Here is a 19,662-nt window from a genome sequence, read left to right as displayed (position 1 = left end):
TCCGGACTGCAAGCATCGTAGCGCCAGCCAGCGCCCATGCATTACTTACATTTTTAATACTACCCAACAAATATGTTGGTACTGGCGGCTGACGTGCATTGGCGGCACCATGCAGAGCATCTGTTTCACTTCTTGAGGAGCACTCCATGAAAGTCATGCAACTGGCCGCCCCCGGCGGTTTCGAGCACCTGAAGCTTGTCGACCTGCCTGCACCTGCGGCACCCGCCGTCGGCGAGATCCAGGTACGCATTCACGCCAGCTCGCTCAACTACCACGACCTGGGTGTGGTGCGCCGCCCCGGCGCGGCGGCCGACGGCCGCATTCCCATGGCCGACGGTGCTGGCCTGGTCACGGCCGTGGGCGCAGGTGTGAAGGAATTTGCCGTGGGCGATGCCGTGGTCTCCACCTTCTTCCCGCAATGGTTGTCGGGCCGTCACGTGCCCTCCGACTTCCAGCTCGTGCCCGGCGACGGCGTGGACGGCTTTGCACGCGAATTCGTGAACCTGCCCGCCACCAGCTTTACCCATGCCCCCGAGGGCTGGAGCCATGCCGAGGCCGCCACGCTGACCACGGCCGGCCTCACGGCCTGGCGCGCACTGGTGGTGGACGGCCATCTCAAGGCCGGCGACACCGTGCTGGTGCTGGGCACGGGCGGCGTCTCCATCTTTGCGCTGCAGATGGCCAAGAGCATGGGCGCCACCGTCATCGCCACCACCTCCAGCGCGGCCAAGGCCGAGCAGCTCAAGGCATTGGGAGCCGATCTGGTGATCAACTACAAGGACCAGCCCGAATGGGGCGACGCCGTGCTGGCAGCCACCGGCGGTCGCGGTGCCGATATCGTGGTCGAGGTCGGCGGCCCGGGCACTCTGCCCCAGTCCATTCGTGCCTGTGCCGTCGGCGGCCATATCGCGTTGATCGGCGTGCTGACCGGCTTTGCGGGCGCCGTGCCCACGGTGGAGATGATGCGCAAGCAGCAAACCCTCAAGGGCCTGATCGTCGGCAGCCGCGAGCAGCAGCAGGACATGGTGCGCGCGCTGGAGAACTTCGGCTGGAAGCCCGTGATCGACAGCCGCTATCCGCTGGAGCAGATGGTGGCGGCCTTCGAGCATCAGGCAGCGGGCAGGCATTTCGGCAAGATCTGCCTCGAGTATTGATCGCTGATGGCGCTTGGTCTGCCTTGGGGAAAGGCTGATTTGGCTTGAGTTTTTGCTTTTAACGACATGCCCGATTGATGGACAGAGGGCGGGTCTCGGCCCGCCTGCCGACTCACTTTCTTGCTTGTGACGGAAGGCCGCCCCCAAGAAAGTGAGCAAAGAACACAGCCCCTGCTGCCCACGTCCCCTTCGCTGCGCTACGGGGCAACCTGCGCCGTCAACCTCTTGCTGCTTGCGGCAAAACTCACTGCGCGCTTTCAGCGCTCCGTTCAAACAGATTGCCGCAGATTTGAAGTTGAAGCGTCTGCACTCTACGGTGCAGCCGCCAGCACCAAGAGGCCGCCATCACAGGCGTGGGCACAAGGGGCAATACCAAATGCGGAATAGCTTCTTTGTGCTTTTGATAGCTGCTTGCGTTTGCTGAATAAGCGTTACAGCCCGATTTGCTCATAGCTCTCGCAGGCCGCCCGCATCCACCCGTGTGTCTGCGCCTGCGGCACGCGGTTCGGGCTGCGGGCAACGCTGCCGCAGGACAGCGTTGCATCGTATTCTGACTTGCCGCCGTATGTGTGAGCGAAGCGGCATGCCGCGCAGCGAGTTGGGCGGCACCGCAGCGCGAATGGCGTGACGCAGGTTTGCCCGCAGCGAAGTGCAGGGCCGCAGACAGTCGGGCCACGTTCTTTGGTTACTTTCGTGCGTGAACACGAAAGTAACTCGCCAGCCGGGGCGAAATCCCGGCTCCTGTCGTTAACGACATAGCAAACGCTGTTTTGACAGCTGTCGGCACTTGAAGCGCAGGGACCCAGACAGCCGGGCCGAGACCCGCCCTCTGAACTCAAACCAAGCAAAGCGCTAAAAAGAATAGCTATAGCCGCAAGCTAGGCAAGTCCCATAGCCCAAAAACTCAATCCTCAGAACCCAACACCACCCGCGCCGTCAAAGCAGTCCGCCCCGGCGACGACTCAATCCCCAGCAGTCCGCCGACCCGCGCAATGCGCACGGCCATGGAGCGCATGCCCACGCCCAGACCCGATGCATCCACGGCCTGCACATCAAAGCCTACGCCGTCATCCTCGATCTCCAGCAGCAACTCCTGCGCCTGCGGTTGCACCAGGGACAGGCGCACATGGCGGGCCTGGCTGTGCTTGATGACATTGGTCAGTGCCTCTTCGATCAGCCGGGTCAGAGCCAGGTATTGCAGCGCGTTAGGCGGCTGACTCCAGCTTTGCGGAAACTGCCAGTCGCAGCGCACACCCAGGGCCTCGAACAGATCGTTGAAGCGGCGGCGCAAGGGTGCCAGCCATTCCTGTGGAGTGGCTGGCACGCGCACCTGGGCCGAGGCGTTGCTGTCTATGCTCTGGCGCAGATCGTTGCGGATGAGCTTGAGCATGGACAGTACCTGGGGCCGGGTCATGGCATCGCTGCCCTGCTCGACGGAAGCAATCATATGGACCAGCTCGCCGCCCAGGCCGTCGTGCAGGTCGTGGGTCAGGCGCAGGCGCTCCTGCAGGCGCGCGTTGGAGAGCTTCTGGGCTTCCAGTTCGGCGCGCAAATGCTCGGATTTTTTCTGCTCGGTGATGTCGAAGGTGAAGCCGATCAGCGCTGTGGGCTGGCCCTGTTCGTCGCAGAGCACATGCACGACCTCCTTGACCCAGACAAAGCGGTTGTCGCTGGTCAGCGCCCGGTACTCGGCCTCGTGATCCACACCCGCCAGGCACAGCTCCACGCAGCGCGAGACGGTTTGCTCGCGCTCGTCGGGGTGGATGCGTTCGGCCCAGTCGTTCACGGTCTCCCAGCTCTCGGGGCTCCAGCCCAGCAGATCAGCGATCTGCGGGCCGATATAGCTGTATTTCTTCGTGGTCCAGTCAATCTTGAACGGAATCGCCAGGGTGGATTCCAGCAGCGTCTGGTAGAGGCCGTTGTCCGTGTCGGGTTCAAGGGTGCGCAGGCGGGGGCGGGCTTCAAGCATGGGACGCTCCTGTCAGATCGAGAAGAGGGTGGGTGGTGGGCAGCTCGTTCCAGAACCAGTAGAAATAGCCGCCTTCGGTCTGCAGCAGGGTCTGGGTTTTGACGCTGGAGCGCTCTATCCCGCGCCAGCAGGCCAGGGCCGAGTTGCGGTTGCCGTGCAGATCCAGGCAGGTCTGTCCGGGCAGGCTGGGCCGGGGCGGCACATACAAGGCCATACCGCGCGGCAGCCAGAGGTCTGCCAGGCAGATTTTCTGCTGCTGTGGCCAGTACTTTCCCACCGAAATCACCAGCGGCAGGTGAGGGTCGATGGAGGTGAAGACATGCGGGAAATCGTGATGCTCGAGGTCGGTGCAGACCTTGCCCAGCAAGCGGTAGCCGGTTCCCTCATAGGGGGAGCGGTGTCCGGCAAACATGCCGTACTCATAGTCGACCAGCGAAAGATGTGGCTGGGGGCTGGTGATGCGAATTCCCTGGCCCGGCTCGATCAGCGTCATGCCGAACGCCGCTGCAGTTTGATGCGTGACTGCAATGGCTTCGTACTCGACCTGATCGGCCTGGAAATCCAGTCTGGTCTGATTGCCGTACTTGGGGTCGGGGTGGGTGGTGGTCGCAGAAAGGACGCGGTATGCGTTGCCGATGACGGCCGTGGGGTCACTGGTTGCAGGCTCAAGCAGCTGCAAGCCTGTGGGCGGCTCTGCGCAATAGTGGGGGAACCCGTGGATATTGCAGAAAAACGGTGTCTGCGACAGATCGACCGACGTCGGCGCATCTTCTTTGATGAACAGCACGGGATCAAAAAACTCTTGCGCCATTGCCTGTCACTTCACGGTGATTGATAGCAGAGACCGCTGCCCTGTGCGGAGGTACGGCACCTGCAGTCATGGGTTGTTTGATATGTCAGTCAGTGATGCAGTCTAAATCAAGGCGGTTACAAAGACCCGGGTGTGCAGGTGCTGCGGGCCGGGGCGCCTGAGGGTGTCGGTGGCCGTCACGGCAAAGTTCGCATTATTTTGATAGCTGCCGGCGCTTGATACATAAGCGATGCGGCCATGAGAGCTTCTATTTCACGAGCACCGATTCGCCAATCGCGAAGAACTGCCCGCCCGCCACATAGTGCAGGGTGCGCAGCTCGGCAGGCGCGGAGCCGAACTCCCAGTGTCCATTGCGGAACACGCGCTCGTCGGCCCAGGCGGCGACGACTTCGGCGATGAACAGGTCATAGCTTTGCTGGTTGTGTGGCTCGGGGATCAGCTTGCAGACCAGCCATGCGGCGCAGCCTGCTACAAGCGGTACAGCTAAGCCCGGTGCGTCGAAAAGCTGCACGCCATGTTTGACGAGTTTGTGGGGTTCGGTGACGGCGCTGTCCGTACCTATGCCCACCGTCAGCGCGGCCTGGGGCACGGTGGGCAGTTGCACGGCAAAGAGGCTGCTGCCCTCGACCAGCGCACGCGTGCGCGTGGCCTTGTCGAGCACCACGCTGATTTTGGGCGGTGCGAAATCGAGCGCGCAGGCCCAGGCAGCGCTCATGGCATTGCGCTCGCCCGCATGCTGGGCCGAGACGATGACTGTGGGGCCGTGGTTGAGCAGGCGGTAGGACTTGTCCAGGGGAACCGGGGTGAAATGGTCTGGCAGCATGGCGGGCTGAATATGGGTGACAGAAGAGGACGGCAAGCTCCCGTTACGATGGCTTGCTGATTTCCCATCTTCGCCCGAAACAGGGCTTTTCCAGGAGACAACCATGTTTAGCCACATCATGCTGGGTGTAAATGATCTGGAGTCCAGCAAGCGCTTTTACGACGCGCTGCTGGGTCAGCTGGGCATTGCGCCCGGCGTTGCCAACAAGAACCGCTTCTTCTACCGCAGCCCCACGGGCGTGTTTGCCATCTCCACGCCCATCAACGGCGAGTCGGCCAGCTCGGGCAATGGTGCGACCACGGGCTTTCTGGCCCAGTCCACCGATCAGGTGAATGCGGCCCATGCGGCAGGCCTGGCAGCGGGTGGTGTGTCGATCGAGGACGCGCCGGGCTGGCGCGGCGACTCCATGTATCTGGCCTATCTGCGCGACCCAGACGGCAACAAGATCTGCCTGGCCTATCGCCCCGCGAAGGTCTGATCCAGGCTGCCTGAACCAGGGCCGCGCAAGCGGCCTTTTTTTATCTTCAGTGGAGGGGATCAAAAACAGGAGCTGTCTGCGCTTGCAGGGCAAGGCCTTGAACCACGAACGGCAACATGGAGTGCGGTCATGCCCGACCTGCAAGCGGTGATGCTGTGCCCGCTGCCGGTGCAAAACCGGGGCAGGCGGCACAATGGCTGCTTTGCAGCGCGGGCGTATGTCCGGGGCCTGCACCACATTCAGTAGTTTTTTCATGACCAACACCACCACTCCTGCCGAAGACCATCTGTGCGACGCCTGTGCCGGCATTCAGCGCAACTGGCGCAAAGCCCCCGGCCATGCCGAACTGATGCAGCGCGGCAACCGCAAGGAGGAGCGCGGCTCGACCACGGCGACGGTGACCCGCTATGTCTGCGAGCGCTGCGGCACGGTGTGGGACTATGAGAACAACAAGCAGGACCAGCGCAAGGGCTGGTCCGTGGTCGGCAGAATTTAACTCCCCTGAGGCGCTGCGCGCCTTGCCCCGGCGGGGGACGAAAGCCATCGCTGCGGGGCGGCGGGGCCGCCCAGGCCCTTGCTGGCTGTCTCTTTCCTGAGTCAGCGTCGGTTTTTGAAGTTTCGGCGTCTTCGGGCGCCGTTTGTTTTTTGAAGGAGGCTGCGTGCAATCAGCAAGCAACGAGTGGTTTGACGAGGCGTATTACCAGCGCTTTTACTTTGACAAAAAGACCAGCGTGATCGACCCCGAGCACGCGCGGCGGCTGGGTGCGTTTGTCTGCTCGTATCTTGCGTATCTGCGCGTGCCCGTGCAGCGGGTGCTTGATGTGGGCTGCGGCATAGGCCTGTGGCGCGAGGCGGTGCAAAAGCACTTTCCGGGCGTGCAGTATCAGGGCGTGGAGTTCAGTCCCTATCTGTGCGAGCGCTATGGCTGGGAGCAGGGCTCGGTGGTGGATTGGCAGCCCAAAGATTGCCAGCCTTTCGATCTGGTGATCTGCCAGGGCGTGCTGCCCTATCTGAGTCCGACTGACCTGAAAAAGGCGCTGGCCAATCTGGGCCGGCTGTCGCGCGGCGGGCTCTACATCGAGGCTGTGGCACGCGAGGACTACGAGCGCGACATCATCGACGAGGAACTGACCGACCCGCGCCTGTATCGCCACCGCGCTGAGCTGTACCGCCGCGGCCTGCAGCCTAACTTCAAGGAGCTGGGCGGCGGCGTATGGCTGAGTCGTCAGGCCGATATGCCGCTGTTCGAACTGGAGTGCGTTGGGGGCTGAAGCCTCTGGTTCTTGGTGATTTCGGGGCCTGCACCTATATTGCGGGGCTTGCGAACTCACAAGGATATGCAGATGCCTCATCGCTGGATCAAACGCTGCGGAGTCTGGACCGCTGCCATGGCTGGCGCTGCCCTGCTTCTGGCCTGCTCGGACTCCAAGACCGAGGGCGCCGCGCCCTCGGCACAGGCCCCCGCAACTGCGCCAGCCCCTGCGCCGGCACCGCCTGCCGCAGAAGCCAGGCGCGTGATCGACCAGTTGTTCAGCACCGAGACCATAGGCATGAATCTAGCCTATGTGCAAAAGATTGCCGGCCCGGCCATGCGCTCGGAATTCCACCGCCACCAGTTCCGCACTGATGGCTGCGATATCACCCTGGTCAGCGACGAGGCCGACAAGGTGATCGAGTCTGTCGAGATCGATATCGCACCCAGCTGCAATCTCTCGCTCAAGAGCGTGCTGAACGTGTCCGAGGGCCAGCCCGATATCAAGCTCGGCGACCTGACCTTTGGCGGCTTCGAGCCCTTGCTGGACAGCCGTTACTACGCCGACTGCCTGACGCTGTGCGGCAATGCCGCCGACCCTGTGGTGTATCTGGAGGCCAAGGGTTCGCGCCTGACCAACTTCATCAATTATTCGGTGCAGGCCCCCATGGTGGACGGCAAGGTGCTGGATGCGACTGCCGCCTGGCGCGATGCCATGGTCAAGGCAGAGTCCGACGACTATGTGCTGGACACGCGCTTCAACTGCGAGCCGGATCGCTTCAGGAACGTGATTTCCGCCGGACTCAGGAATGCCAGACCCACGGTGTTCAGTTTTGGCCGTGGTCCGACCTTCGAGCAGGGGGGCTGCGAGTAAGCGGCGCTCCTGCAGCATCAGCACTGGATTTGGCAAAGGCGGGACAATCCGGGCATCTGTCCGAACCTGCTGGTGTCTGTCTTGCCCGCTTCCACGCCTTTGTCCTCCGCCACTCTGACTCCGCAGAAAAGCGTTGCCTCCACGCTGTCTCCGCATGCCGTCTCGCGCTTGCGCCAGGCGCGGCTGGCGCGCAGCACGCGTCCGTTTCTGGCGCGTGGCGGCCCCAAGGGCGAGCGCTGCGAGGGCTGCCGTTTGCGCCCCTCCCACTGCATGTGCGCGCTGCGCCCCGAGCTGGCCACGCGCGCGGCCTTCTGCCTGCTGATGCATGATGCCGAGCCGCTCAAGCCCAGCAACACGGGCTGGCTGATTGCCGACGTGGTGCAGGACACCCATGCCTTTGGCTGGTCGCGCACCGAACTGGCCCCCCAGCTGGAGGCCTTGCTGGCCGATCCGCAATGGCAGCCCTATGTGGTCTTCCCCGGTGAATATGCAGAGCCTGCAGAGCGTGTGCTGGAGACGCTGGACGGCGGCGACAGCCGTGCGCTGCAGCCCGGCAGACGCCCGCTGTTCATACTGCTGGACGCGACCTGGTCGGAGGCGCGCAAGATGTTTCGCAAAAGCCCGTATCTCGATGGCTTTCCCGTGCTCAGCCTGCACCCGGATCTGATCTCTCGCTACCAATTGCGCAGATCCAAGCGCGACGACCATTTCTGCACCAGCGAGGTGGCGGCGCTGTGTCTGGAGCTGGTGGGCGATGCCGGCGATGTGCAGGCCGGCCAGGTACTGGAGAGCTATCTGGGGGTGTTTACCGAGCGCTATCTGCAGGCCAAGCACCAGCAGCCGGTCGATGAGGCCAGCAGCGCCCACCAGCGCCTGCGTGAACTGATGGGGGCCGCCCCCGCCAAACGCGACGCATGAAGCGCAGTGCAGGCATAAGCATTCCACTCAAAGCAATAAGCGAACAAGGACAATCGGGCCAGGGCCTCATGACTGCATGAGGTGTGTGCCGGATCGGGTTGGTGATGAGCGCCGATGACCAGGGGTCTCGGCGCTTTTGTTTTTGGGAGTGGATGATGGGCATGTCCTTGAAATGGGTTGGGCTGGCAGCAGCGCTGGTATGTGCGGGTTCGGCCATGGCTGCGGGCAAGACTGAAGCGGCGAGTTCCACTATCGGTGCCAATATCGACACGGCCGTGGATCTGTCCGCATCGCCCACGCTGCAGCGCTGGCAGGCCGGCGGCACCGTGGTGCTGGGCGTGCGCGAAGCCGCTGTCCCCATGTCCTACGCGATCGGTGCCAACGAGAAGTTCGTCGGCTATCACATGGACCTCTGCGAGCGCGTGGTGCATGCGATCGCGCCCAAGGCCCAGATCAAGTACATGGTGCTGACGCCGCAGAACACCATGCCGCTGATCAACAACGGCACGGCCGATTTCAATTGCGCCAGCATGACCAACAACCTCACGCGCCAGAAGCAGGTGGCGTTTGGTTTGACCACCTATGTCAGCGAGGTGCGCATGGCCGTGCGTGCCGACTCGGGCATCACCTCCTTCAAGCAGCTGCAGGGGCGTAATGTGGGCGCCATCACGGGCACGACGGCGGTGCAGATTCTGCGCAAATACGCCAGCGACAACGAGCTGAACTTCAAGACGCTGATGAGCAAGGACCAGTTCGAGAGCTTTCTGATGCTGGAGTCGGGCCGCGTCGATGCCTTTGTGCTGGACGACAACATGCTGGCCGGCGTGATCGGTCAGAGCAAGAATCCCAAGGGCTACAAGATCGTGGGCGAGGTGATTGGTGCCGAGCCGATTGCCATCCAGTTCAGCAAGAACGACCCGCAGATCAAGAAGGCCGTGGACGGCGCCATCTTGCAGATGATCCGCTCGGGCGAGATGCAAAAGCTCTACGCCAAGTGGTTCATGCAGCCCATTGCGCCCAAGAACGTGAATCTGAACCTGCCCATGGGCGAGGTGCTCAAGAAACAGCTGGCCGCGCCCAACGACACGCCGCTGGAGCAGTTCGTATTGCCCCAATAAAGCACTGGAGCGGCGCCAGTCGATAGACTGCATGGCAAACCTCAAGGGGAATGATTGCCGTGCTGGAGTACCTGGTCTATCCGCTGATTGCGCTGCTGTTCGTGGCAGTCTTCACGCGCGAGGTGATTGCGCCCGCCTCGCGCAATCTCTGCGACCGGCGCTGGCTGATCTACAGCAGCGCCCTGGGCGCGCTGACGCTGGTCTGCACGCTGGTTCTGGGCTGGTTGCTGGAGGAGCGCATTCGCCAGCATGCGCTTTTCGATGTGGGGGCACGCTGGAACCCGCTGCTGGTGGGGCTGCTGAGTTTTTTCATCACCAGCTTTGTCTTTTACTGGTGGCACCGCGCCACCCATGCCTCGGATCTGCTGTGGCGCGTGTTCCACCAGCTGCATCACAGCGCACGCCGCATCGAGGTGCTGACTTCGTTCTACGCCCACCCGCTGGACTCCTGCGCTGCCATGCTGCTGAGCGTGATCTCCAGCTACTGGGTGCTGGGTGCCAGCCCGGCGGCGGCGGCCGTGGCCCTGGGACTGACGGCGGCCTTCGACTTGTTCACCCATGCCGACATGCGCACGCCGCGCTGGCTTGGCTATGTGCTGCAGCGCCCGGAAATGCATACCGTGCACCATCAGCATGGCCACCATGCGCAGAACTACGGTCTGCCGCTGTGGGACATGCTGTTCGGCACCTGGACCAACCCCGCCGAGCGCGCGCAGAAGCTGGGCTTTGATGACGACAAGTCCGAGCGCGTGGCCGAGATGCTGCTGTGGCGCGATGTTCACCAGAGTGCGCCCGCCTGCGGGCGCCGCAAGTCATCCTGAAGCTTCGAATTTGATAGCTGATGATGCTGATGGGTGGAGCTCGGCATGCTGTTTTTGTTCTTAATTGTTAACACGGCTTGCCAAGACCCTGCCAGAGCCCGGCAAGCTCTGCCCCTGGTTTGGGGCGGTGGCAAAAATCTGTTCAAATTGGCCCGGTCTGTTCACCTGTCAACAGACGCCAAGCCGTCTGGCTGTGGGCATCCATAACAATCTGCCGTCTCACCGTCAGTGAGCTGAAGCAGACAAATCGCCTGCCAGGTTCCGGCACCCCCGAGCGCGTTTTCATGCGCTCAGTGACCCCCGGGTCGCTGCAAAGAGCTGTTACTGCCTCTTTGCTCAAACTCTGAATACTGCTTCAGCCATGTCTTGTGCATGGCTGTGATTGTTTGTCTGCAAGCCCGGCCCGTGCCTGGGCGAAAGGAAAGGTGTCCGGTTTTGGTGGAGTCGGCGTTCAAGCTGCGCTACAACCCAGCGCTCGATGGATTGAGAGGCATAGCCATTGTGCTGGTGCTGCTCTCGCATGCACATGCCCCGATGTTCGATGGCGCCTTCTTCGGCGTCGATCTGTTCTTCGTGCTCAGCGGTTTTTTGATCACCTCCTTGCTGCTGATGGAGTATCGGCAGCATGGCAAGCTCGATTACTGGCGCTTTTACCGTCGCCGCTTCTTCCGGCTCATGCCTGCGCTGGCGCTGTTCCTTGGAGCCTACTGTGTGTTCGCGCCTTTTATCTGGCCCGATCTCACGGACATCTATTCGGACGCCCTGGTCTCCATTCTCTATCTGGCCGATTACGGCATTGCCTTCTTCGACAGTCCGGACACGCTGCTGCACATGTGGTCGCTGTCGGTGGAGGAGCATTTCTATCTGATCTGGCCGCCGCTGCTGGTTCTGCTGCTGCGCAAGGCCACGCCTGGCCGAGTCTGGGCGCCGCTTGCGGCGCTGTGGCTGCTGAGTACGCTGTGGCGCATCTTCTGGGTGGTGCAGGGCCAGCAGTTCTACGAAATCTTTTTCCGCTTCGACACGCGGGCCTCGGGTCTGCTGGCCGGCGCCTTGCTAGCGGCGCTGATGATGGAGCGCCCGCAATGGGTAGAGCGTCTGCAGTCGCTGCGCGCCTACACCATGTGGTTTGTGCTGGCCGTACCGCTGATCATGGAGCTGGAGTGGGACAACCAGCACGCCATGGTCTGGGGCATCACGGTGGTGGAATGCGCGGCCCTGGTCGTGCTGCTGGCCGTGCAAAAGCCCGCGGGACTGGTCTATGAGATGTTGACGGCACCGGTGCTCATCAAGCTGGGCCAGCTGTCCTATGGCATCTACCTCTGGCATTACCCGGTGGTGCGCTATCTGCGCGCCGATTACTCCTGGCCCGTGACCGTGGTCGCAGGCCTGCTGATCTCTACCGCGCTGTCGGCACTGTCGTTCTACACGGTGGAGCGCTGGGCCATGCGCCACCGCGATCTGGGAGCGAGCAAGAAGCCTGAGCGCCAGCCTCAGGCGCGCCAGGAGCCCGCGCTGCGCGAGGCTACGCGCGGCTCGTGATTGCTCTAGAAGCCTGAGCCGGGCTGGGCCAGGTACTCGGCCTCTTGGGCGGTGCTGGCGCGGCCCAGAATGTGGTTGCGGTGCGGGAAGCGGCAAAAGCGCTCTATCACCACCTGATGGCGATGGGCGTAGTCCAGCGTGCCGGCCAGATATTCGCGCAATTCGGTGTCCGTGGCGCTCTGCAGCAAAGCCTCGAAGGCGGCCACGCTGCGTTGCTGCATGGCCGGGTCTTCGGCATGCTCCAGCGGCAGATACATAAAGACGCGGACCACCTCGGGCAGCAGCCGGTCGCTGCCGGCGTCGATTGCCTGCAGCGCCAGTGCCAGGGCCTGCGCGTCACCGGCAAAGCTCTTGGGAGTGTTGCGGTGGATATTGCGCGTGAACTGGTCCAGCAGGATCACCAATGCCAGCTGCTGCCATGGACCCTGGGTTGCCCAGTGCTGCAGTGCACCGCCCAGGGCGGCTTCCACGGCAGTGCCAAAGCGCTGGCGCAGCTCCTCGTCGAAGGCCGCCGATTTGGTGAACCACTGCGCCTTGTGCCTCAGGGCATCGGCATTGCCAGGCCTGGGGCTGCCGAACCACTGGGTCAGAACTTGGTCGGGCAGGCTGGTGTCCTGGGCGGCGGCGGTCAGCGCCTCATGGCTGACGGGAAGGGAATTTGCAGTCATGCAAATCATTGTGCATGCACTGCCGCTAGCGTTGACAGTCAACCCTGGATGGCGTCGGACGTTAGATAACAGTCTTTTACCTGCAGATTGCATCAGATAGGGAACTGCGAACACCCATCGAGACTCTGTGGAATAGCAGGCTCAGAGACAATGGATTGATCAAAAACCATAGCTGACAGCGTTGGTTTATCAAGTGTTTGCATGGGTTTTGAATCAGGTTTTACGGAGTTCGGTGGTCGTGATGAATCGGCGCGCATGGTTGGCGGTGACAGTGTTGGGATTGGGAATGGCTGCCACGGGCTGCTCGGGCAAGTCCGTGCCCAGCAGCGTGAGCGTGAGCCAGCAGAAGCTGCAGGAGATGCTGGCCAGGCGTTTCCCCAGGCAGTTCCCCGTGGCGGGTTTGCTGCAACTGGACCTGAAGGCGCCGCAGCTGAGCATGTTGCCCGAGCGCAATATGCTCAACGCCGTGATCCCGGCCGAGCTCAGCGGCAAGGTGCTCAAGGAGCAGTACAGCGGCCTGCTCAATGTCGATTTCGCACTGCGCTATGAGCCCACCGACCGCACCTTGCGCGCCTACCAGATCAAGGTCAACCAGCTGAGCATGGACGGGCTGTCGCCCGCGCTCAGCGATATGCTGGGCACCTATGCCACGGCATTGGCTGAGCAGGCCATGGGTCAGGTAGTGCTCTATCAGTTGCAGGACCAGGATCTGGCCCTGGTGGATGCGCTGGCCATGGAGCCTGGCGCCATCACCGTCACCGCCCAGGGACTGACAGTGGCCCTGGTGCAGAAGGCCAGTGCGGGCAGCAAGCGCTGAGCTGCCAGGTGACAGAAAAGCCCGCAGGCGTCTGCCTGGCGGGCTTTTTTGCGGGAACTGCGGCGCTCAGCGGGGCTTGGCGACGGGCTCCAGGCCGGTGTCACGAATCGTCTTGGCGGCGGCGGGCGAGGTGTAGTACTTGAGCAGTTGCTCCAGCCCCTGCGGGTTGGTGGAGGTACTGGCCGTGCCGGCCGAGAAGATGGTGTAGTGCTGTACCGAATCGGGCAGGGTGCCGACATAGCTGATGCCCTCGATGGGCAGCAGTTCGCTGACCTGCTGCAGGCCGATTTCGGCTTCGCCTCGCGCCACGATGGTGCCCACGCGCTCGGTCACGATCTTCTTGCTCTTGGGCATGACCTGATCGTGAATGCCGAGTTTCTTGAGCATCTGGGTTTCGTAGTAAGTGCCGCTGGCGCTGGCCGAATAGGCAATGCTCTTGGCGTTGAGCAGCACCTGACGCAGCTTGTCCTCGCTGCTGATGTCGGGGATGGGGGCACCCTTCTTCACGGCCACGCCCACGGCCGAGCGCACCAGGTCGATCTGGGTGCCGTTGCGCACCAGACCCCTGGCGGCCAGATCGTCGAGCGCACCGCGCGCCAGAATCACCACATCGGCCTTCTCGCCCTTGCTCAGGCGATTGGGAATGGAGGTGGGCGAGGCCCCCATGGACGAGCCATAGGCCGACTCCACCGCCAGGCCGGTCTGGGCCGTGAACTGCGGTGCCAGCAGCTTGTGCGCTGCGGTGAAGCCGCCCGAGGTCATGAGACGCACAGGCTCCTTGGGCGTGCTGCTTGGCTGCTGGGCGCAGCCTGCGGCCAGCGCCACAGCGCTGATCAGCAGGGCTCGGCGGACGGTGAAAAGGGGAAACGGCTTCATCAATGTCTCTCTGTATTGGGCGGGCGGGATAGGCCTTGAACCCTTTTGGAATCAACGCAGGCAGCTACTTTCGTCATGGCTGCTGCGGCTGACCGGATTGTGAAAAGCTGCGGCTATTGCGTCCAATACCGTTTGCGTCTGGACTTGATACGAAAATCGTCCTATGGATTTGCGCCGTCTGACCTGTTTTCTGGCTGTGGCCGAGGAGCTGAATTTCAGCCGTGCGGCCCAGCGCTTGCATATGAGCCAGCCCCCGCTGAGCCAGCAGATCCGTCTGCTGGAGCAGGAGATGGGGGCGCAGTTGTTCGAACGCTCGCGCCGCGCCGTGGCGCTGACGCCGGCAGGCCTGCTGCTGCAGGACAAGGCGCGGCAGATCGTGGAGCTGCACCAGCAGGCGGGCGAGCTGGTGCGCATGGCGGCTCATGGCCTGGCGGGGCGGCTGCGCATCGCCTTCACGGCATCGGTGCCGCTGTTTGAAGAGTTCTCCACCATGTTGCGCGACTTTCGCAGCCGTCACCCGCAGGTGGAGCTGGATCTGCAGCATATGACCACGGGCGAGCAGATCGCGGCATTGACGGCGGGGCAGATCGACATCGGCTTCATGCGTCCCTCGCCGACGTTTCGCATCCCCGTGCCGATTAGGGAGCAGACGCTGTGGCGCGATGAGCTGAAGCTGGCCCTGCCGGTGGCACATGCCAAGGCGGCTGCGGGCGAAGCACCGGCACTGAGCAGCCTGGCCGACCAGCCTTTTGTGCTGCACCCGGCCGTGCTCGGCGGCGGCCTGCACGAACATATTCTGGCGCTGTGCAGCGAGGCCGGCTTTGTGCCGCGCATCGCCCAGCCGGCGCGTGAGACCTCGACCATGCTGGCACTGGTGGCCGCCGGCCTGGGTCTGTCCATCGTGCCCAGCGTCTATGAACGCATCTGCCCGCCCGGCGTGGTGCTGCAACCGCTGGCCGATGCCGCGCGCCACTCGCGCATTGCGCTGGTCAGCATGCAGCAGGCGCCATCACCTTGCGTGCAGATGTTCTGGCAGATGCTGCGCTGAGCGGCCTCTGCCGTTACGATGCGGCAAACCCTTTTTCAGGAGCCAGCCGCATGACCCGCACCCTTGCCGATTTTTCCGTGACCCGCAAATGGCCCGCGCAGCACCCCGAGCGCATCCAGCTGTACTCGCTGCCCACGCCCAACGGCGTGAAGGTGTCGATTGCGCTGGAGGAAATGCAGCTGCCCTACGAGGCGCATCTGGTCAGCTTTCAGACCAATGACCAGCTCACGCCAGAGTTTGTCGGCACTTTCCCCAACAACAAGATTCCCGCCATCATCGACCCGCAAGGCCCGGGCGGAAAGCCGCTGGCACTGTTCGAGTCGGCGGCCATCCTGATCTACCTGGCCGAGAAGAGCAGCAGCCCGCTGCTGCCCGCCGACCCCGCGGCGCGCTACGAGACGCTGCAGTGGCTGATGTTCCAGATGGGCGGCGTGGGACCCATGTTCGGCCAGGTCGGCTTCTTCCACAAGTTCGCGGGCAAGGACTTCGAGGACAAGCGCCCGCGCGACCGCTATATCAACGAGTCCAAACGCCTGCTGGGCGTGCTGGAGCAGCGCATGCAGGGCCGCGAGTGGATCATGGGCGCGCAGCTCACGATTGCCGACATCGCCATCTGGCCCTGGGTGCGCAATATGGTCGACGAGAACGGCTACAACGCCGCCGAGCTGGTGGGCTGGAACGGGTTTCCAGAGCTGCAGCGCGTGCTCAAGGCCTTCATGGCCCGCCCGGCTACGCAAAAAGGTCTGAACATTCCGCCGCGCGGCTGAACGCCGACCAGGGCAGTACGGGCTTGCCGCTGTTGCAAAAGCGGCAAGTACTGTCCCAGTGGTGATGTCTTTCAAACCCGTGGGCTGGCCTTATCTTCGAGACTTAAGGCCCTGCAGCTGGCAGCGGCCTCTCAAGAGGAGAACTTCATGACCACGAATCGCCAACCCATTCTGGAAAGTGCCCCGCTGGGACCGCGCTGGCCCTGCCTGGACCCTTTCCTGTTCTGTGCTCACCACGATGACAGCTATCCGGCCAGCAACGGAAAGATGGGCGTGCAGGCCGTGGAGTTCGAGGGGCGCGAGATGGGCAGCGACTTCAGCGCCCGCAACGGCTTCTCCATGTACCACGGCGAGCCGATTCCGGGCTTTCCGGGCCACCCGCATCGCGGCTTCGAAACCGTGACCCTGGTGCGCAAGGGCCGCATCGACCATGCGGACTCGCTGGGCGCAGCCGCGCGCTTCGGCGGCGGCGATGTGCAGTGGCTCACGGCCGGCAAGGGCATCCAGCACTCGGAGATGTTTCCGCTGCTGAACAGCGACAAGCCCAATCCGCTGGAGCTGTTCCAGATCTGGCTGAACCTGCCCGCCAGGAACAAGATGGTGGAGCCCCACTTCACCATGTTCTGGAACGAGCAGATCCCGCGCCTGAGCTTCAGCGATGCGGCGGGCCGCAAAACCACCGTGACCGTAGTGGCTGGTGCCCTGGACGGTGCGGACAAGGCCTTGCCGCCTCCGCCCGAATCCTGGGCCTCCCAGGCCGGCAGCGATGTGGCCATCTGGACGCTGGAGCTGGAGCCCGGTGCCCGCTGGACCCTGCCCAGGGCAGCCGGTGACCAAACTCACCGCATGCTCTACTTCTTCGTAGGCAAGAGCATGACTGTGGGTGGCGAAGCCGTGAACGGACATCTGGCCATGCATATCGATGCTCAGCGCGAGCTGGAGCTGGTCAACACCGGCGATGTCAGTGCAGAACTGGTGCTGCTGCAGGGCAAGCCGATTGGCGAGAAGGTGGCGCAATACGGCCCCTTTGTGATGAACACACAGGAGGAGATCATGCAGGCCATGCAGGACTACCGCCGCACCCAGTTCGGCGGCTGGCCCTGGAAGGACAACGATCCGGTGCATGGCAGCGAGAACCGCCGCTTTGCGCGCTACCCGGGGGCCGAGGTCGAGGAGCTGCCTCCCGGCGCCTGATACGGCTCAGGGCCTGAAGCTGGCAGCCTCCGGCGTGCGGCCCAGTTCCCTGAGCACCGGCCATGCCGGTATTGTTCGTGCGTCCCTGCGGGCGGTGCCCAGATCCAAGGGGGCGCAGCCTGTTTGAATGTGCGCGGCAATGCCTGGGGGCATCCGCTCAGCCGAACTCCCCTGCGAGGAAATCCACCACGGCGCGCACGCGCGGTGCCAGGGATCTGCCGCGCGGATACAGCAGATAGAAGCGGTCGTCCTCGCTGCGCTCCTGGAACTGCTGCAGCAGCGGCACCAGGGCTCCGCGCTCCAGGTCGGCGGCGATATGGAAGTGGGCCAGCCGCACCACGCCGTGGCCCAGCAGCGCCAGGCTGCGCAACAGCTCGCCCTGGTTGGCTCCGATGTGGCTGGGAATGTCTATGGTCTTGAGCCCGCCTTCCTCGTGGAAGGTCCAGCGGTTCCACTGCGTGCGTATGGTGAAGTTCAGGCAGCGGTGCTGCAGCAGGTCCTCGGGCTGCTCGGGATGGCCGAAGCGCTGGAGGTACTGCGGCGCTGCGGCTATCACCCAGGGCCTGAGCATCAGCGGGCGGCCGATCAGCGTCTGCTCCGTAGGCCTGCCGCTGTGGATGGCGACGTCTATGCCTTGACGCACGAAGTCGCCGCGCTCCGTGCCAAGGACGAAATCCAGGTGCAGGCGCGGGTGCCGGTCCATCAGCAGATGCAGACGCGGCGCCACCAGGTACTTGGCCGTGGTCAGCGCCGTATGGATGCGCACCGTGCCCGAGATTTCGGCATCGGCCACGCGCACACAGGCCTCAGCCTGCTCCATGGCCTGCACCACGCGCTGGCTGGCGATGCGAAAGTGCTCGCCTTCCTGGGTCAGGCGTATGGCTCCGGCAATCCGCTCGAACAGCCGCACGCCAAGGCGTGCCTCCAGGCGAGCGATGAGCTTGCTCACCGCCGAAGGCGACAGCTCAAGCCTTCTGCCGGCACCGGAAAAACTGCCTTCCTCGATCACGCGCAGGAACACCGTCATCTCGCCGAACTGGTCCATCTAAGGTCTTCGCCCCCCTGTGAATTTGATTCACATGCGCTGTGCGCGCGCATGCGTTGTCTCTTGAAAAACGACTGTACAGAATGGTCTCAGCCCCCGGGTCTGGGGGAACAACGGAGACAAGCGCAATGAATGACAGCAAGATCCTGCGCATAGGCGCGGGAGCCGCCTGGTGGGGCGACCGGATCGAGCCCGCCGCCCTCAATGCCGAGCGTGGCCGGCTCGATTACCTGTGCTTCGAGACCATGGCCGAGGCCACGGTCTCAGCTGCGCAGGTCCGGTCCCGACGGGACCCGTCCTTCCCGGGCTACGACACCTATCTCGACGACCGCATGCGCGCCGTGCTGCCTGCCTGCATGCGCCAGGGCACGCGGATCATTTCCAATCAGGGGTGGATCAACCCGCAGGGCGCGGCACGGCGCATCGTCGAGCTGCTGCGCGAGCTGGGCATCACCGGCGTCAAGGTGGCGGCCGTGGGCGGCAGCCTGATCACCGACCGCGTGCTGTCGCTGGCCCCGACCATCCTGGAGACCGGTGCCCCCACGCAGAGCATTGCCCACTCGTTGATCTCGGCCGAAGCCTATCTCGGGGCCGCTCCCATCGTCGATGCTCTGGCGGAAGGTGCGCAGATCGTGGTCACGGGCCGCGTGGCCGACCCTTCGCTGTTCCTGGCTCCAATGGTGCATGAGTTCGGCTGGGACCTGCTGGACCATGAGCGCGTGGGTGCCGGCAGTGCGATAGGCCATCTGATGGAGTGCGGGGCTCAGGTCACCGGGGGGTATTTTGCGGACCCCGGCCTCAAGGACGTGCCCGAGCCCTGGAACCTGGCCTTTCCCATCGCCGAGGTCGATGCCGAAGGCGGCGTGACCCTGTCCAAGGTGGACGGCACGGGCGGCATGATCAGCCCGCAGACAGTCAAGGAACAGATGCTCTACGAGGTGCACGACCCGGCGAACTACATCACGCCTGATGTGGTGGTCGACTTCACGCAGGCCCGCATTGAGCAACTGGCGCCGGACCGCGTGCGCGTGACGGGGCTCACGGGCAAGCCACGCACACCCACGCTCAAGGTCTCCATGGGATGCACGGAGGGCTTCATCGGCGAGGACATGTTCTTCTACGCCGGCCCCGGCGCGCTGCGCCGCGCCCAACTGGCCAGGCGCATCCTGGAGGAGCGCTTGCGCATCGTGAAGCTCGATGCCGAGGAGGTACGCATCGACTTCCTGGGCCTGAATGCCGTGCATGGCGCTGCCACGCCGGTGGATGCGCCCGAGCCCTATGAAGTGGCCGTGCGCGTGGCGGCACGCACCCGTTCGCGCGAGGAGGCAGTCAAGGTGGGGCGGGAAGTGGACGGCATGGCGGTCTCGGGGATTGCCCACACCGGCAAGCGCGTGCCGCACCAGGAGCGCACGCGCGAGGTGATAGGCGTGTGGTCCTCACTGGTGCCGCGCGAGCAGGTGACGGCGCATATCGACTACTTCACGAGCTGA

General features: G+C 63.6%; 20 protein-coding genes. 14 read left to right on the top strand and 6 right to left on the bottom strand.

Features of this window, described 5'->3' with window-relative positions; genetic code table 11:
• Positions 1–146: 146 nt before the first annotated feature.
• Positions 147–1,154 carry an NAD(P)-dependent alcohol dehydrogenase gene (locus tag CSE6_RS04900; RefSeq protein ID WP_059439997.1) on the top strand — a complete coding sequence of 336 codons (1,008 nt, stop codon included), beginning with the start codon at positions 147–149 and terminating at the stop codon, positions 1,152–1,154.
• A 904-nt stretch (positions 1,155–2,058) separates the two neighbouring features.
• On the opposite strand, the gene CSE6_RS04895 is transcribed toward CSE6_RS04900, so the two are convergent.
• From CSE6_RS04895 to CSE6_RS04885, 3 genes are all read right to left on the bottom strand, one after another.
• Entirely contained in the window at positions 2,059–3,123 is a 1,065-nt protein-coding gene (locus tag CSE6_RS04895) for a PAS domain-containing protein (protein WP_045839359.1), read from the bottom strand.
• The gene (locus tag CSE6_RS04890; RefSeq protein WP_059439996.1) at positions 3,116–3,934 is read right to left on the bottom strand and encodes a hypothetical protein; all 819 of its coding nucleotides are present in this window, start codon (positions 3,932–3,934) and stop codon (positions 3,116–3,118) included. The genes CSE6_RS04895 and CSE6_RS04890 overlap by 8 nt, the downstream gene beginning before the upstream one ends.
• A 247-nt stretch (positions 3,935–4,181) precedes the next feature.
• A complete protein-coding gene (locus tag CSE6_RS04885) occupies positions 4,182–4,757 on the bottom strand; it encodes a flavin reductase family protein (protein ID WP_034405657.1) in 576 nt (191 codons plus the stop codon).
• A 103-nt stretch (positions 4,758–4,860) separates the two neighbouring features.
• Between CSE6_RS04885 and CSE6_RS04880 the strand changes: the two genes are divergently transcribed.
• The 8 genes from CSE6_RS04880 to CSE6_RS04845 all read left to right on the top strand — a co-directional run bounded on the left by CSE6_RS04880 (position 4,861) and on the right by CSE6_RS04845 (position 11,757).
• Positions 4,861–5,235 (top strand): VOC family protein, encoded by a 375-nt coding sequence (locus CSE6_RS04880; protein WP_034350925.1) that lies wholly within the window; start codon positions 4,861–4,863, stop codon positions 5,233–5,235.
• Between the two features lie 253 nt (positions 5,236–5,488).
• Positions 5,489–5,731 (top strand): hypothetical protein, encoded by a 243-nt coding sequence (locus tag CSE6_RS04875; RefSeq protein WP_019042688.1) that lies wholly within the window; start codon positions 5,489–5,491, stop codon positions 5,729–5,731.
• Positions 5,732–5,894: 163 nt separating this feature from the next.
• Positions 5,895–6,506, top strand: coding sequence for a class I SAM-dependent methyltransferase (locus CSE6_RS04870; protein WP_045839361.1), 612 nt, complete (start codon positions 5,895–5,897; stop codon positions 6,504–6,506).
• Positions 6,507–6,578: 72 nt separating this feature from the next.
• Positions 6,579–7,361: a hypothetical protein gene (locus CSE6_RS04865; RefSeq protein ID WP_059440148.1), complete on the top strand. Its 783-nt coding sequence runs from the start codon at positions 6,579–6,581 to the stop codon at positions 7,359–7,361.
• An 81-nt stretch (positions 7,362–7,442) separates the two neighbouring features.
• Positions 7,443–8,279: a tRNA-uridine aminocarboxypropyltransferase gene (locus CSE6_RS04860; RefSeq protein WP_059439995.1), complete on the top strand. Its 837-nt coding sequence runs from the start codon at positions 7,443–7,445 to the stop codon at positions 8,277–8,279.
• 155 nt (positions 8,280–8,434) lie between these two features.
• Positions 8,435–9,397: a transporter substrate-binding domain-containing protein gene (locus tag CSE6_RS04855; protein ID WP_059440147.1), complete on the top strand. Its 963-nt coding sequence runs from the start codon at positions 8,435–8,437 to the stop codon at positions 9,395–9,397.
• A gap of 50 nt (positions 9,398–9,447) precedes the next feature.
• Positions 9,448–10,218, top strand: coding sequence for a sterol desaturase family protein (locus CSE6_RS04850; protein ID WP_034405649.1), 771 nt, complete (start codon positions 9,448–9,450; stop codon positions 10,216–10,218).
• A 435-nt stretch (positions 10,219–10,653) separates the two neighbouring features.
• Positions 10,654–11,757 carry an acyltransferase gene (locus CSE6_RS04845; RefSeq protein WP_034350912.1) on the top strand — a complete coding sequence of 368 codons (1,104 nt, stop codon included), beginning with the start codon at positions 10,654–10,656 and terminating at the stop codon, positions 11,755–11,757.
• A gap of 5 nt (positions 11,758–11,762) precedes the next feature.
• Here the strand turns inward: CSE6_RS04845 and CSE6_RS04840 are convergent, their stop codons facing one another.
• The gene (locus CSE6_RS04840; protein WP_193751090.1) at positions 11,763–12,434 is read right to left on the bottom strand and encodes a DUF924 family protein; all 672 of its coding nucleotides are present in this window, start codon (positions 12,432–12,434) and stop codon (positions 11,763–11,765) included.
• A 277-nt stretch (positions 12,435–12,711) separates the two neighbouring features.
• Here CSE6_RS04840 and CSE6_RS04835 point away from each other — a divergent pair, with 277 nt between their 5' ends.
• Positions 12,712–13,242, top strand: coding sequence for a hypothetical protein (locus CSE6_RS04835; protein ID WP_003066992.1), 531 nt, complete (start codon positions 12,712–12,714; stop codon positions 13,240–13,242).
• 66 nt (positions 13,243–13,308) lie between these two features.
• On the opposite strand, the gene CSE6_RS04830 is transcribed toward CSE6_RS04835, so the two are convergent.
• The gene (locus tag CSE6_RS04830) at positions 13,309–14,118 is read right to left on the bottom strand and encodes a substrate-binding domain-containing protein (RefSeq protein ID WP_059439993.1); all 810 of its coding nucleotides are present in this window, start codon (positions 14,116–14,118) and stop codon (positions 13,309–13,311) included.
• 163 nt (positions 14,119–14,281) lie between these two features.
• Here CSE6_RS04830 and CSE6_RS04825 point away from each other — a divergent pair, with 163 nt between their 5' ends.
• From CSE6_RS04825 to CSE6_RS04815, 3 genes are all read left to right on the top strand, one after another.
• Positions 14,282–15,166 carry a LysR family transcriptional regulator gene (locus CSE6_RS04825; RefSeq protein ID WP_059439992.1) on the top strand — a complete coding sequence of 295 codons (885 nt, stop codon included), beginning with the start codon at positions 14,282–14,284 and terminating at the stop codon, positions 15,164–15,166.
• 50 nt (positions 15,167–15,216) lie between these two features.
• Complete coding sequence (locus CSE6_RS04820) at positions 15,217–15,933, top strand: glutathione binding-like protein (RefSeq protein ID WP_034405641.1); 717 nt, start codon at positions 15,217–15,219, stop codon at positions 15,931–15,933.
• 147 nt (positions 15,934–16,080) lie between these two features.
• Positions 16,081–17,127 carry a pirin family protein gene (locus CSE6_RS04815; RefSeq protein ID WP_059439991.1) on the top strand — a complete coding sequence of 349 codons (1,047 nt, stop codon included), beginning with the start codon at positions 16,081–16,083 and terminating at the stop codon, positions 17,125–17,127.
• 157 nt (positions 17,128–17,284) lie between these two features.
• Here CSE6_RS04815 and CSE6_RS04810 read toward each other — a convergent pair whose 3' ends face one another.
• Complete coding sequence (locus tag CSE6_RS04810; RefSeq protein ID WP_034350902.1) at positions 17,285–18,172, bottom strand: LysR family transcriptional regulator; 888 nt, start codon at positions 18,170–18,172, stop codon at positions 17,285–17,287.
• Between the two features lie 128 nt (positions 18,173–18,300).
• Here CSE6_RS04810 and CSE6_RS04805 point away from each other — a divergent pair, with 128 nt between their 5' ends.
• Complete coding sequence (locus CSE6_RS04805) at positions 18,301–19,662, top strand: acyclic terpene utilization AtuA family protein (RefSeq protein ID WP_045839365.1); 1,362 nt, start codon at positions 18,301–18,303, stop codon at positions 19,660–19,662.

Origin of the sequence: Comamonas sp. E6 (assembly GCF_001010305.1) — a bacterium.
Classification (GTDB): Bacteria; Pseudomonadota; Gammaproteobacteria; order Burkholderiales; family Burkholderiaceae_C; genus Comamonas; species Comamonas thiooxydans.
Note: the sequence above shows the minus strand (reverse complement) of the source record. Positions and strands in the feature narration are given on the sequence as shown.

Excerpts from the sequence above, each read along its gene's own strand:
- CSE6_RS04900 (WP_059439997.1), top strand. The coding sequence starts at position 147 with ATGAAAGTCATGCAACTGGCCGCCCCCGGCGGTTTCGAGCACCTGAAG.
- CSE6_RS04895 (WP_045839359.1), bottom strand. The coding sequence starts at position 3,123 with ATGCTTGAAGCCCGCCCCCGCCTGCGCACCCTTGAACCCGACACGGAC.
- CSE6_RS04890 (WP_059439996.1), bottom strand. The coding sequence starts at position 3,934 with ATGGCGCAAGAGTTTTTTGATCCCGTGCTGTTCATCAAAGAAGATGCG.
- CSE6_RS04885 (WP_034405657.1), bottom strand. The coding sequence starts at position 4,757 with ATGCTGCCAGACCATTTCACCCCGGTTCCCCTGGACAAGTCCTACCGC.
- CSE6_RS04880 (WP_034350925.1), top strand. The coding sequence starts at position 4,861 with ATGTTTAGCCACATCATGCTGGGTGTAAATGATCTGGAGTCCAGCAAG.
- CSE6_RS04875 (WP_019042688.1), top strand. The coding sequence starts at position 5,489 with ATGACCAACACCACCACTCCTGCCGAAGACCATCTGTGCGACGCCTGT.
- CSE6_RS04865 (WP_059440148.1), top strand. The coding sequence starts at position 6,579 with ATGCCTCATCGCTGGATCAAACGCTGCGGAGTCTGGACCGCTGCCATG.
- CSE6_RS04855 (WP_059440147.1), top strand. The coding sequence starts at position 8,435 with ATGGGCATGTCCTTGAAATGGGTTGGGCTGGCAGCAGCGCTGGTATGT.
- CSE6_RS04850 (WP_034405649.1), top strand. The coding sequence starts at position 9,448 with ATGATTGCCGTGCTGGAGTACCTGGTCTATCCGCTGATTGCGCTGCTG.
- CSE6_RS04840 (WP_193751090.1), bottom strand. The coding sequence starts at position 12,434 with ATGATTTGCATGACTGCAAATTCCCTTCCCGTCAGCCATGAGGCGCTG.
- CSE6_RS04835 (WP_003066992.1), top strand. The coding sequence starts at position 12,712 with ATGGCTGCCACGGGCTGCTCGGGCAAGTCCGTGCCCAGCAGCGTGAGC.
- CSE6_RS04830 (WP_059439993.1), bottom strand. The coding sequence starts at position 14,118 with ATGAAGCCGTTTCCCCTTTTCACCGTCCGCCGAGCCCTGCTGATCAGC.
- CSE6_RS04825 (WP_059439992.1), top strand. The coding sequence starts at position 14,282 with ATGGATTTGCGCCGTCTGACCTGTTTTCTGGCTGTGGCCGAGGAGCTG.
- CSE6_RS04820 (WP_034405641.1), top strand. The coding sequence starts at position 15,217 with ATGACCCGCACCCTTGCCGATTTTTCCGTGACCCGCAAATGGCCCGCG.
- CSE6_RS04815 (WP_059439991.1), top strand. The coding sequence starts at position 16,081 with ATGACCACGAATCGCCAACCCATTCTGGAAAGTGCCCCGCTGGGACCG.
- CSE6_RS04810 (WP_034350902.1), bottom strand. The coding sequence starts at position 18,172 with ATGGACCAGTTCGGCGAGATGACGGTGTTCCTGCGCGTGATCGAGGAA.
- CSE6_RS04805 (WP_045839365.1), top strand. The coding sequence starts at position 18,301 with ATGAATGACAGCAAGATCCTGCGCATAGGCGCGGGAGCCGCCTGGTGG.